Source organism: Pseudomonas sp. XP1 (genome assembly GCF_053557675.1).
In genome coordinates, this window is the sequence record NZ_JBNRIJ010000048.1 from 1 (window position 1) to 12,048 (window position 12,048).

Sequence of the window (12,048 nt, forward strand, 5' to 3'; positions counted from 1 at the left end):
CTTGAGCCTTTTGCAGTACCTGTGGGAGCGGGCGTGCCCGCGAAGAGGCCAGTGAATCCAACACCACTTATCCCTCCCCGACCCTTTCGCACCATTTGCGACCCCACCCCCGCCGCCAGCATTGACCCACTCCGGCAAAACTCGCTAAATCCTATTTATCCGCATAAATATGAAAAATAGCGAAATGCTCAAACCCAAACGCAAACGCCAGAAGCTGTCCGATGTGATCGTCGAATCGGTAAAACGCTCGATCGTCACCGAAGCGCTGCACCCCGGCGACCGCCTGCCCACCGAGCGTGAGCTGATGGAGCATTTCGAGTGCTCCAAGGGTACCGCCCGCGAAGCGCTCAAGGCCTTGGAGGTGGAAGGCCTGGTCAGCACCCGCACCGGCCCGAGCGGCGGCGCCTACCTGAATGAAGTGGGGACCGAACCTGCCAGCCGCGCGCTGCGCAACTACCTGCATTTCCAGCACCTGGACGGCGAACAGGTCTACCAGCTGCGCAAGGTCATCGAGGTGGAGCTGGCGGTATCGGTAATGGGCAAGCTGAGCGAAGCCGACTACACCGCGCTGCAGGCCAACATCGATTTCTGCAGCGCCCCGGAAGACAGCGAGGAAGGCCAGCGCGAACAGCGCCTGGCGGAGCTGGAATTCCACACCCTGCTGGCCGACCGCTGCCCCAACCCGTTGCTGCGTTTCATGGCGGTGTTCCTCAACGACCTGCTGCGCGACCTGGTGGTGCTGAAAAAGGCCTACCTGCCCAAGCGCCAGCAGTTCGCCGCTGCCAACATCGCCTACCACAAGCAATTGCTCATCGCCCTGCGCGCAAGCGACGAGCCCGCCGTACGCCGGCTGATGCACGAACACATGTGCGACGCCGAACACCACATGACCGCGCTGGAAGGCGAGGTTGCCCGCAACTTCCTGCTGGAGTTCGAACACAACCACTGATCCGCCTGGAAAGAGGCCTGCACACAGGCCCGGCCGTACCCGCTTTGTCATTGCCACTCCTGCCTAATAACCACAACCAAGGAGTTACTCATGCAAAGACGTACCCTGCTCAAGGCAGGCCTTGCCCTGGGTGCCTTAGGGAGCCTCCCCCTGGGGGCGCACCGGGCATTCGCCGACCAACCATTGACCTTCTATGGGCTCAAGTCCATGTCTGGGGCCTTCGCCAGCTACGGCAAGTACGCCGACATGGGTTCGCGCCTGGCCATCGCCGAGTACCCGCAACTGCTCGGCCACCCGCTCAAGTACAAGGTCATCGACACCGAAGGCAACGCCGGCAAGGCAGTGCGCAAGGTGCAGGAAGCCATCGGCCAGGATGGCGCCCGCTTCTTCCAGGGCTGCACGCTGTCGTCCTCGGCTCTGGCGGTGTCGAAGGAAATCCACAAGGCCGGCGGCGTGTTCATGACCCCGGTCGGCGCCGACGAAATCACCGGCAAGGACTGCAATGCCTCGACCTTCCGCTGGTCGGTGCCCACCTACGGCGCCATCCGCGAAACACTGGTGCCGATGATCCGACAGCTGCCACAGGCCAGGCGCTGGTACACCATCACCCCGCAATACGTGTTCGGCGATGCCCTGCTGGACAACGCCCGCAAGGTGTTCGCCGAGCTCGGCGTGGAACACATCGGCAACAGCTACCACTCGCTGCAGGAGCAGGAGTTTTCCGGCTACCTGACCAACGCCATCGCCGCCAGGCCTGACGTGCTGGTGCTGCTCAACTTCGGCAGCCAGGCGTCCAACGCCCTGCGCCAGGCAGTGAACTTCGGCATCAAGGAGCGCATGAAAGTGCTGATTGTGTGGTCCGCCGGCCTCGACCAGTTCCAGGAGCTGGGCAGCGACGTGCTCGAAGGCGTGTACCTGGGCGCGCAGTACTGGCACCAGGTCGATACCCCACTGAACAAGCAGCTGGTCGCAGCCACCCGCAAGGCCTATGGCATCAACCCCAACTACCCGCTGGCAGCCGACTACATCGGCACCAAGGTCATGCTCGAAGCCATCATCAAGGCCGGCAGCCTGGATGGCGCCGCCGTGTCCGCGGCGTTGCAGGGCATGCGCTTTCAGGGCCCCACCGGCGAAGAACTGATCCGCCCGGGCGACCACCAGGTGCTCAAGGATTACTACCTGCTGCGCGGCAAGCCCCAGGGGCAGATGCGCGACGAGGACGACCTGGCCGAAGTCATCAGCTCGGGCCGCTCGTTCGTCGAAGTCGACCACACCGGTTGCGCCCTGGCCTGAAGCCGCGGCGTCAGTCACAAACACTCGTACAGGCAGCCGCACCACGCGCTGTCGAGGGCACGCTCATGCTCGATTTGTACCTGTTCCAACTGCTCAACGGCCTGGGCCTGGGGATGATCTACTTCCTCATCGCCGTGGGCCTGACGATCATTTTCGGCTTGCTCAACTTCGTCAATTTCGCCCACGGCGCGTTCTTCTTGCTGGGCGCATACCTGTGCTACACCGCCGTGGCCATTACCGGCAACTTCTGGCTGGCCCTGCTGATCGCACCACTGGTGGTGGCGGCGCTGGCCTGGGCGGTCGAGCGTCTGTTGATCAAGCGCATCTACCACCTGCCGCACACCTTCCAGATCCTCGTCACCCTCGGTATCGCGCTGATCATCCAGGAAGCCTCGGTACTGATCTGGGGCCCGGTGGGCAAGAACATCGCCGTGCCGCCGGAATTGCGCGGGGTGCTGATCGTCGGTGACTTCATCTACCCCTACTACCGGCTGTTCCTGATCGGTTTTGCCGCGCTGATCGGCCTTGGCCTGTGGCTGCTGCTGGAGCGCACCCGCTTCGGCGCCCTTGTGCGGGCCGGCAGCGAAAGCACCGAAACCGTGTCACTGCTGGGCACCAACATCTTCCGCCTGTTCTCCCTGACCTTCGCCCTGGGCGTGGGCCTGGCCGGCGTGGCGGGCGTGCTGTTCGCACCGCTGCGTGGCGCCCAGCCCTTCGTCGGCCCGGAAATCCTCGGCATCGCCTTCGTGGTGGTGGTGATCGGCGGCATGGGCTCGTTCGGCGGTGCCCTGGTCGGCGGCCTGCTGGTGGGTGTGGTGCAAAGCATGATGACCAGCCTCTGGCCGCAAGGCGCCAGCCTGATGATCTACGGCGCCATGGCCGCAGTGATCCTGGTCCGTCCCTATGGCCTGTTCGGGAGAGCCTGAGATGAGCGAGAAAAACCCATTGCCAGTCGCCAAGGGCCGCGCCCCGGCGCTGCTGTTGCTGGTGGTCGCCAGCCTGGTGGCGCTGCCGCTGTTGCTACCATCGGCCACCCTGGCCACCGAGATCCTGATCTTTGCCCTGGCGGCGCTGGCCTGCAACCTGCTGCTCGGCTACACCGGCCTGTTGTCGTTCGGCCAAGGCATCTTCTTTGGCGTGGGCGCCTATGGCGCGGCGCTGCTGATGATCCACCTGCAGTGGGGCATGTTCGCCGCGCTGCTTGGCGCAGCCGTGTTCGGTGCCTTCCTGGCGCTGCTGGTAGGCGCCCTGGCGATCCGCCGCACAGGTATCTACTTCGTTATGCTGACCCTGGCCTTCAGCCAGATGGCGTACTTCCTGGCCTACACCCTCAGCGGCTGGACCGGCGGTGACAACGGCCTGCTCGATGTGCCCCGGCCCAACATCGAAATCGCCGGCCATGTGCTGGTCGATCTGGCCGACCCACGGCACTTCTATGTGTTCGTCGCGGTGCTGTTCCTGCTGATCTTTGCTGGCGCCCTGCGGGTGATCCGCTCGCCATTCGGCAGCACCCTGCTGGCCATCCGCGAAAACGAGACCCGCGCCGCAGCCATCGGCTACGACACCCGCCACTTCAAGATCCTGGTGTTCATGCTGTCGGGCGCCATTACCGGTGTCGCCGGGGCGCTGTACGCCATGCTGCTGCACTTTGCGCCGCTGTCGAACATCGACCTGATGATGAGCGAGAACATCCTGATCATGACCATCGTCGGCGGCACCGGCTCGCTGTTCGGCTCGCTGCTGGGGGCCGGCGCCATTGTGCTGCTGGGCGATGTGCTGTCGGAGCTGTGGCCGCGCTGGCTGATGCTGCTGGGGGTGATCCTGATCCTGGTGGTGGTGTTCATGCGTGGCGGCCTTTGGGGCGGCCTGGCCGAACTGGGCAAGCGCCTGCTGGCTAACCGCAATGCCAATGACAAACCCCAGGTCAAGACCAAGGAGACCCTGTGATGAGCGACTACCTCCTGGAAACCCGCCAGCTGGAACTGGCCTACGGGCCTTTCAAGGCAGTTGCGGGCGTCGACCTCAAGGTTTGCGCCGGCTCCATCCACACCATCATCGGCCCCAACGGCGCCGGCAAGACCAGCCTGTTCCACTGCCTGACCGGCGAGCGCCAGGCCACCGCGGGCAAAATACTGTTCAACGGCCAGGACATCATCCGCAAGCCTTCCCACGGGCGCGTGGCGCTGGGCATGGCCCGTTCGTTCCAGCTCACCAGCCTGTTCCAGAACCTGTCTGTACGCGAGAACCTGCGCCTGGCCGCCCAGGGCCGCGATGGCCTGGGTGCGCTGAACTTCTGGCGCAGCGTCGAGCACAAGCGCAGCCACTGGGACACCGCCGACCAGGTGCTGGAGCGCCTGAAGCTCACCGCCCGCGCCGAGACCCTGGCCGGCGAGCTGTCGCACGGCCAGCAACGGGTGCTGGAGGTGGGCATGTCGATCTGCGCCAAACCCACCCTGCTGATGCTCGACGAACCCACTTCGGGCATGGGCATCGACGACATCCCGGTGATGACCGACTTGATCAGCGACCTCGGCCGCGACCACACCGTGCTGCTGATCGAGCACAACATGAGCATCGTCATGTCGATCAGCCAGCGCATCACGGTGATGAGCCACGGCCAGATCCTGGTCGAGGGTACCCCTGAACAGGTGCGCAACGACGAGCGTGTCCGCACCGCCTACCTTGGAGAGGCCGCCTGATGCTCAACGTCGATTCGATCCATTCCTACTACGACAAGAGCCATGTGCTCGAAGGCGTCTCGCTCAAAGTGGAAGCTGGCGAACTGGTGACCCTGCTGGGGCGCAACGGCGCCGGCAAGACCACTACCCTGCGCAGCATCCTCGGCATCGTCCGCCCACGGCAGGGGCACATCAGCTTCGACGGCCAGCAGTTGGTCGGCCGCGAAATCTTCGATATCGCCCGGCTCGGCATTGCCCTGGTGCCGGAGCACCGCGGCATCTTTCGCCAGCTCAGCGTGGAGGAGAACCTGAGGATTGCCGTTCGCAAGGACAGCCGCTGGCAGCTGGAAGACGTGTACGGCATGTTCCCGCGGCTGAAGGAACGGCGACGCAACGGCGGTTTCGCCCTGTCCGGCGGCGAGCAGCAGATGCTGGCCATCGCCCGCGCCCTGCTCAACGGGCCCAAGCTGCTGATCCTCGACGAGCCCACCGAAGGCCTGGCCCCGGTGATCGTCGACGAACTGGTGAGGATTCTGCGGCGGATCAAGGACGAAGGCCTGTCGATCCTGCTGGTGGAGCAGAACCTGATGGTCTGCGATGCCCTCGCCGACCGCCACTACGTGCTGGAGCAGGGCCGCGTCGCCTACCAGGGCAGTGCGGCGCAGTTCCGCGAGGACCCGAGCATCAAGAACCGTTACCTGGCCCTGAGTGCCTGATACAGGCCTCGTTTACCTGTACTGGCCTCTTCGCGGGTAAACCCGCTCCCACACCTGAAGGCAGTGATGTCCCTGTGGGAGCGGGTTCGCCCGCGAAAAGGCCAGTACAAGCAACCCAGTCATTTCAGGAGAGATGAACCATGAACACCCGCATCGATCCATCGCAGCATCTGCTCGGCCAGGGCCCGCTGGTCAACCGCGAACGCCTCTGGCAATCGCTGATGGACCTGGCACAGCTCGGCGCCACCGCCAAGGGTGGCGTATGCCGCCTGGCCCTGACCGACCTCGACCGCCAGGCCCGCGACCTGTTCGTGCGCTGGTGCGAAGACGCCGGCTGCACGGTCAGCATCGACGCCATCGGCAACATCTTCGCCCGCCGCCCGGGGCGCAACCCGGCCCTGCCGCCGGTCATGACCGGCAGCCACATCGACACCCAACCCACCGGTGGCAAGTTCGACGGTTGCTACGGGGTGATGGCCGGCCTCGAGGTGTTGCGCACCCTCAACGACCTGGACCTGACCACCGAGGCCCCGCTGGAAGTGGTGGTATGGACCAACGAGGAAGGCTCGCGCTTCCCGCCGTGCATGATGGGCTCGGGGGTGTTCGCCGGTAAGTTCGACCTGCAGGAGACCTTGGCCAAGGTCGACGACCAAGGCCTGTCGGTAGGCGCGGAGCTCCAGCGCATCGGTTACGCAGGCCCACGCGTGCCCACCGGGCATGCGGTCGGTGCCTACTTCGAGGCGCATATCGAACAAGGTCCGGTGCTGGAAGACCAGCGCACCACCATTGGCGTGGTCCAAGGCTGCCTGGGACAGAAATGGTTCGACCTGGTACTGACCGGCGTCGAGGCCCATGCCGGCCCCACCCCGATGCACCTGCGCAAGGATGCCCTCGTCGGCGCCGCCGAGGTGGTGGCTGCGGTCAACCGCGTGGCCCATGCCCACCAGCCGCATGCCTGCGGCACCGTCGGCTGTCTGAACCTGCACCCGGGCTCGCGCAATGTCATCCCCGGCCGGGTGCAGATGACCATCGACCTGCGTCACCTCGACCCCGAGCACCTCGCCACCATGGTCAGCGAAGTACGCGCGGCCATTGAAACCAGCACGGCAAGGCACGGGTTGAGTTACGAGCTGACGCCAACCGCCGACTTCCCGCCGCTGTATTTCGCCGAGCAGTGCGTGGACGCCGTGCGCCAAGGCGCGCGGGAGCTGGGCCTGAGCCACATGGATATCGTCAGCGGCGCCGGCCACGACGCGATCTTCCTCGCCGAACTGGGCCCGGCCGGGATGATCTTCGTGCCCTGCGAGGGCGGCATCAGCCACAACGAAATCGAAAATGCCGCGCCACAGGACCTGGCCGATGGCTGCGACGTGCTGCTGCGCGCCATGTTCCAGGCCGCCACCCAGGGAGCCCATTGAGATGACCCAGAAAACCGCGATTGGCGAGTTCACCGCCGTCGAACTGCTCGAATTGTACCAGTGCCGCCAACTGTCACCGGTCGAGGTGATCGACGATGTGCTGGCGCGCATCGACCTGCACAACCCGGCAGTCAACGCCTATTGCCATGTCGACGGCGAAGGTGCCCGCGTCGCCGCCCGCGCCAGCGAACAGCGCTGGCGGCGTGGCGAGCCCTGCGGCCGGCTGGATGGCGTACCCGCCTCTATCAAGGACCTTACCCTGACCCGTGGCATGCCCACACGCAAGGGCTCGCGCACCACCTCGGGCGCCGGCCCGTGGGAAGTCGATGCGCCCTTCACGGCCTTCATGCGCGAAGCCGGCGCCGTGTTGGTGGGCAAGACCACCACGCCGGAGTTCGGTTGGAAGGGGGTGACCGACAACCCGCTGTACGGCATCACCCGCAACCCCTGGGATACCCGGCTGACCGCCGGCGGCTCGTCTGGTGGCGCCGCGGCAGCAGCCGCGCTGAACCTGGGCGTGCTGCACCAGGGCAGCGATGCCGGCGGCTCTATTCGAATCCCTTGCGCCTTTACCGGCACCTTCGGCATCAAGCCGACCTTCGGCTACGTACCGCAATGGCCGGCCAGTGCCATGACCGTGCTGTCGCACCTGGGGCCGATGACGCGCACCGTCGACGATTCGGTACTGATGCTCGACTGTGTAGCCCGCCCCGATGCGCGTGACGGGTTGGCCGGCGCCCCCAGGCAGGCGCCGTGGCTGGGCCAGGACCAGGACCAGGACCTGAGCGGCCTGCGCATCGCCTACAGTGCCAACTTCGGTTACGTGCAGGTCGACCCGCAGGTCCAGGCACTGGTGGCCCAGGCCGTGCAGCGCCTGGCACGGCTGGGCGCACAGGTTGAGGAAGTCGACCCAGGGTTCGATGACCCGCTGGAGACGTTCAATACCCTGTGGTTTGCCGGGGCGGCGCGGTTGGCCGGTGCGTTCAGCGATGAACAGCGAGCGCTGCTTGACCCAGGGCTGCGCCGGATTGCCGAACAGGGAGCGCGAATCAGCCTTGGCGAATACACCCAGGCCCTGGAGGCACGGGCAGATTTGATCGCGAAAATGAATGCCTTCCACCAGCGTCATGACGTACTGGTATCGCCGATGCTACCGCTGGTGGCATTCGAGGCTGGGCACAATGTGCCGCCTGGGTCGAGGATGACGCAGTGGATGGAATGGACGCCGTTCAGCTATCCCTTCAACCTGACTCAGCAGCCGGCGGCTTCGGTGCCGTGCGGGTTCACCCGCGAGGGGTTGCCGGTGGGGCTGCAGGTGGTGGCCGGGCGCTTTGCCGATGAGCAGGTGCTGCGGGTGTGCAAGGTCTATGAGCAGCATTACCCTAGCCGGCACTTGCAGGCACCGATTACCGGCTGAAAAGTCTACTTGCCTCTCCGGCCCTTTCGCGGGTAAACCCGCTCCCACAGGGATCGCACAGTTTTCGAAACCTGTGATGTACCTGTGGGAGCGGGTTTACCCGCGAAGAGGCCCTCAGTTCAATCGCCCGGCTGGCGCATACGGCGCCGGGTCAATGATCGGCTCTGCCCCGGTAAGCAGATCAGTGAACAGCTGACACGAAGCCGGCGCCAGCACCAGCCCGTTGCGGTAATGCCCGCAGTTCAACCACAACCCCGCATGCCCCGGCACCGGCCCGATATACGGAATACCTTCCGGCGACCCCGGCCGCAGCCCGGCCCAGTGCGCCACCACCGTGGCCCCCTCGAGCTCAGGCAACAACTCCACCGCCGAGGCCCTCAGGCTCTCCAACGCCTCCTCGGTCGGGGTCTTGTCATACCCGGCATACTCAAGCGTGCTACCTACCAGAATATGCCCATCCCGCCGAGGGATCGCATACCGCCCCTTGGCCAGCACCATGCTCGGCAGGAAGTCTTCGGCACATTTGAACAAAATCATCTGGCCCTTCACCGGCTCCACTGGCAGCTCCAGGCCGAGCGTACGCAGCAGGTCGCCACTCCAGGCGCCGGCACTGAGCACCACCTCATCCGCCGCAAGCACGCCGTCTGCCGTCTGCACACCGGTCACGCGGCCGCCTTGCTCGGCGAAACCGGTAATCTGGCAGTGCTCTCGCAAGGTCACGTTGGGCAACGCCAACAACGCAGCCTTGAGCGACTTCACCAGGCGCGGGTTGCGCACGTTGGCCACGCCGGCCATGTAGATGGCACGCTTGAAGCCCGGGCCCAGCACCGGCACCGCGTCATAGGCCGCCGAGATATCCACGGCACTCAGCGGCCGCTGCTCACGCTCGGCCCAGGCCAGCGCTTCGGCTTCGTCGTCCAGGTCGAGCCAGTACAAGCCGGTGGTGTGCACCTCGGGATCAACGCCTGTGCTGGCGAACAAACGCTCGCCCAGCTGTGGATAAAAGTCTTGCGACCAGTGTGCCAAGGCGGTCACGGCCGGGCTGTAGCGCCACGGGTACAGCGGCGAGACGATGCCACCGCCGGCCCAGGACGACTCGCGGCCGACTTCCCCCTGATCACACACCACCACCTGCCCGACCTTCGCCGCCAGGTTGAATGCCGTCAGCAGGCCAATCACCCCGCCACCGACCACCACTACTTGCTTGCTCATCTGTCGATCCAACACCTGAAGTAAATCCGCGATGCGCCGGGCATCATTCAATCTTCAGCTTCCCCAGCAGTGCACACTGTCTTCGACGGCACCCGGATTGCGCTGCACGCCGGATTGGTCGAGCTGGAAATCTCCACAGCGGTCCTGCGCCATCAGCCCGCTCGGCAGCCGCCGGGCGCGCAGCGTGAAGGTGTCGCTGTCGCGCTGGGCCTGCAGGCTGTAATAGCGGGTACCGCCAGGCAAGGCAGGGTCGCCCTCGGCGTATTGGCCAGTGCGTACGCGGTGGCGCTCCAGGCGCAGGGCGGCGTCATGCAGCAGGCCAACCACTTCGCTGCGCGCGGCTCGCCGTAGCTGGTCGCTGTAACTGGGGTAGGCAATGGCTGCCAGAATGCCGGTCACGGCCAGCACAATCAACAGCTCGATCAGGCTCAAGCCTTGCTGCATGTCAGTCTCCTCGCAATCTCTGGCGCCAGGCAATGCGCCGGGTCGTGTCCTCGCCCATGGCATAGACCGCTTCCAGCACATGCCGTGACTGGGTTTGCAGGCTTACGGCGGTGACGCGGTACAGGGTGACCTGCTGCCCTTCCGGCATATGCGCGGCGTATTCGCTGGTACCCAGATTCTGCAAATGGAAGTAGCCGGTTGGTGTGCGCTGCCACTGCCCCTTCAGGTCATGCGGTCGAGTTGGTGGTGGGCACGCTTCACAAGGGTCGGGGGGAGCCCGTTCGAGCTCCCCAGCCCCTGCCAGCAACGTGGCCTCGGCCTGCTCCAGCGCCAGCAGGCCTTCGCTCAGATAGCCGGTCATCCGCGTTTGCGCCAGCGCATCGCGCAGGGCGGATGCCGCAAGCAGCCCCAGCAGCAGGCTCAGGACCAAGGCCAATAACAGGACAATGCCACGCTGACGACTCATGAGGCCGGCACCGGGTTGCGGATTGCGACGCTCAGTTCATGGTGCTGTTCAAGTTCGAGCGTGGGTTCGTAAAGCGTCAGGGCAATATCCACCCCCTCACCCTGTGCCATTTGCACACGCTGCAAACGCATTGATCGCACATTTTCAACCAGCGGCTGGAATTTGCTGTCGTTGCGTTTGAATCTCAGCGTATTGCCCTTTAGTTGGTAGACATATCTGCTGATGGGGTAAACCTGTGGGTAGCCCTCCTTCAACTCATCGTCCACAGACACTTTGCTAGTACAGTCCGTGTGCAGGAACCACTGCGGCCCCCCGGCTTGCCCAGGTAACTCCGCAACAACCAGGCTGAGGGTGGTTGCTTCGACTTCCATCGGCCGGGCGAATGCGTGCTTTGCGCTCGAACTGCCGAAGTGCTTTGGCTGCAGTCGCAAGCAGCCGAACATCCCGGTCATGCGGATATCCTGGGCCATTCGCAGCAATGCCAGGCGAGCCTCATCCTGCATGCGTACTGCCGTGCTTTGCAGCCGCCAGGTATGGTGGGCCGAGGTAAATAGCTGGCTGGCCGCCACCAACAGCAGCAACCCGATGGTCAGCGCCAGCATCAGCTCAAGCAAGCCGAAACCACGTTGGGCGCGGCTCATGGTCGCGCCCTTTCATGCTCACTGTGCGCCGCCATTGCCGCCTGCCCATCGCGGCGCGCGTCCTCCGCAGCCTGCAATGCCTGCAGTTGCAGGCCTGCCGCTGCGAACATGCCCACGGCCACCACACCCACCGCCAACAACACTTCCAGAAGCGTCATGCCTCGTTGTCTTGCGTGCATCCCTGCACCTCCTGCGACTTTTCCTGCAATTGCATTGAACCCGGGCGACTGGACCGCCAGTCCAACGACCGTGAAGCTACAGCCAAGCACTTCCAGGGAGGAATGCACGGTGAAGCAACGAGGTGTAACACTGATTCAAATGTTGTCGGCCCTGGGCGTGGCCGTATTGCTGACACAGCTTGGCATGCCGGCCTACGCCAGATTGAGCGACGACCTACACAGGGCGGCAGCCGCACGAGACCTGGCGCAGGCGCTGCGCAGTGCGCGCAGCCATGCCATGTTGCAAAACCAGCCGGTGCTGGTGCAGGCATTAGACGGTAATTGGGGAAATGGTTGGCGGGTGATGCTGGAGCATAACCAGCAGGTGCTGCGTGAGCAGCGCCTTTCACGGCCACTGAAGATCACGAGCAACCGCGGCGAGCAACTGAAATTCAGTGCGCAGGGGGTTCCGCTTGGGGCAACCGGTAATTGGTTAGCTTCAACGATGGAGATTTGCGAGCGCTTGACCGCAACTAGCCAGTATCAAGTGGTGATGGCATCGACTGGCAGGGTCAACGTACAGATGGGAGAGCCAAAAAAATCCCGATGCAAAGACACCACTAGCAGATCAGCGCGGTCAACGTAGGAGCGGGCGT

14 protein-coding genes are annotated in these 12,048 nt (G+C 64.5%); 9 read left to right on the top strand and 5 right to left on the bottom strand.

Annotated features, from left to right (window positions below; translation table 11 throughout):
- Nucleotides 1–184: 184 nt before the first annotated feature.
- The 8 genes from ACK1U9_RS24140 to ACK1U9_RS24175 all read left to right on the top strand — a co-directional run bounded on the left by ACK1U9_RS24140 (nucleotide 185) and on the right by ACK1U9_RS24175 (nucleotide 8,471).
- Entirely contained in the window at nucleotides 185–949 is a 765-nt protein-coding gene (locus ACK1U9_RS24140; RefSeq protein ID WP_046617023.1) for a FadR/GntR family transcriptional regulator, read from the top strand.
- 90 nt (nucleotides 950–1,039) lie between these two features.
- Nucleotides 1,040–2,242, top strand: a complete 1,203-nt coding sequence (locus tag ACK1U9_RS24145; protein ID WP_046617022.1) for an ABC transporter substrate-binding protein — start codon at nucleotides 1,040–1,042, stop codon at nucleotides 2,240–2,242.
- A gap of 65 nt (nucleotides 2,243–2,307) precedes the next feature.
- Nucleotides 2,308–3,168, top strand: a complete 861-nt coding sequence (locus ACK1U9_RS24150; protein WP_039614952.1) for a branched-chain amino acid ABC transporter permease — start codon at nucleotides 2,308–2,310, stop codon at nucleotides 3,166–3,168.
- A 1-nt stretch (nucleotide 3,169) separates the two neighbouring features.
- Nucleotides 3,170–4,189: a branched-chain amino acid ABC transporter permease gene (locus ACK1U9_RS24155; protein WP_449110235.1), complete on the top strand. Its 1,020-nt coding sequence runs from the start codon at nucleotides 3,170–3,172 to the stop codon at nucleotides 4,187–4,189.
- Complete coding sequence (locus ACK1U9_RS24160; protein ID WP_108480466.1) at nucleotides 4,189–4,941, top strand: ABC transporter ATP-binding protein; 753 nt, start codon at nucleotides 4,189–4,191, stop codon at nucleotides 4,939–4,941. Before ACK1U9_RS24155 ends, ACK1U9_RS24160 begins: the two co-directional genes overlap by 1 nt.
- Nucleotides 4,941–5,636, top strand: a complete 696-nt coding sequence (locus ACK1U9_RS24165) for an ABC transporter ATP-binding protein (RefSeq protein ID WP_135001965.1) — start codon at nucleotides 4,941–4,943, stop codon at nucleotides 5,634–5,636. The genes ACK1U9_RS24160 and ACK1U9_RS24165 overlap by 1 nt, the downstream gene beginning before the upstream one ends.
- 140 nt (nucleotides 5,637–5,776) lie before the next feature.
- Nucleotides 5,777–7,054 (top strand): Zn-dependent hydrolase, encoded by a 1,278-nt coding sequence (locus ACK1U9_RS24170; RefSeq protein ID WP_449110236.1) that lies wholly within the window; start codon nucleotides 5,777–5,779, stop codon nucleotides 7,052–7,054.
- A gap of 1 nt (nucleotide 7,055) precedes the next feature.
- Nucleotides 7,056–8,471: an amidase gene (locus ACK1U9_RS24175; RefSeq protein ID WP_449110237.1), complete on the top strand. Its 1,416-nt coding sequence runs from the start codon at nucleotides 7,056–7,058 to the stop codon at nucleotides 8,469–8,471.
- A 114-nt stretch (nucleotides 8,472–8,585) separates the two neighbouring features.
- Here ACK1U9_RS24175 and thiO read toward each other — a convergent pair whose 3' ends face one another.
- The 5 genes from thiO to ACK1U9_RS24200 are packed head-to-tail and all read right to left on the bottom strand — an operon-like array spanning nucleotide 8,586 to nucleotide 11,413.
- A complete protein-coding gene (gene thiO, locus ACK1U9_RS24180) occupies nucleotides 8,586–9,683 on the bottom strand; it encodes a glycine oxidase ThiO (RefSeq protein ID WP_046617016.1) in 1,098 nt (365 codons plus the stop codon).
- Between the two features lie 54 nt (nucleotides 9,684–9,737).
- The gene (locus ACK1U9_RS24185) at nucleotides 9,738–10,127 is read right to left on the bottom strand and encodes a type IV pilin protein (protein WP_196173330.1); all 390 of its coding nucleotides are present in this window, start codon (nucleotides 10,125–10,127) and stop codon (nucleotides 9,738–9,740) included.
- A 1-nt stretch (nucleotide 10,128) separates the two neighbouring features.
- A complete protein-coding gene (locus tag ACK1U9_RS24190; RefSeq protein ID WP_046617014.1) occupies nucleotides 10,129–10,593 on the bottom strand; it encodes a hypothetical protein in 465 nt (154 codons plus the stop codon).
- A complete protein-coding gene (locus ACK1U9_RS24195) occupies nucleotides 10,590–11,234 on the bottom strand; it encodes a PilW family protein (RefSeq protein ID WP_135001961.1) in 645 nt (214 codons plus the stop codon). Before ACK1U9_RS24195 ends, ACK1U9_RS24190 begins: the two co-directional genes overlap by 4 nt.
- On the bottom strand, nucleotides 11,231–11,413 hold the full coding sequence (locus ACK1U9_RS24200) for a prepilin-type N-terminal cleavage/methylation domain-containing protein (protein ID WP_046617012.1): 183 nt from the start codon (nucleotides 11,411–11,413) through the stop codon (nucleotides 11,231–11,233). Before ACK1U9_RS24200 ends, ACK1U9_RS24195 begins: the two co-directional genes overlap by 4 nt.
- A gap of 109 nt (nucleotides 11,414–11,522) precedes the next feature.
- Between ACK1U9_RS24200 and ACK1U9_RS24205 the strand changes: the two genes are divergently transcribed.
- Nucleotides 11,523–12,038 carry a GspH/FimT family pseudopilin gene (locus ACK1U9_RS24205; protein ID WP_046617011.1) on the top strand — a complete coding sequence of 172 codons (516 nt, stop codon included), beginning with the start codon at nucleotides 11,523–11,525 and terminating at the stop codon, nucleotides 12,036–12,038.
- The last annotated feature ends 10 nt before the right edge of the window (nucleotides 12,039–12,048 follow it).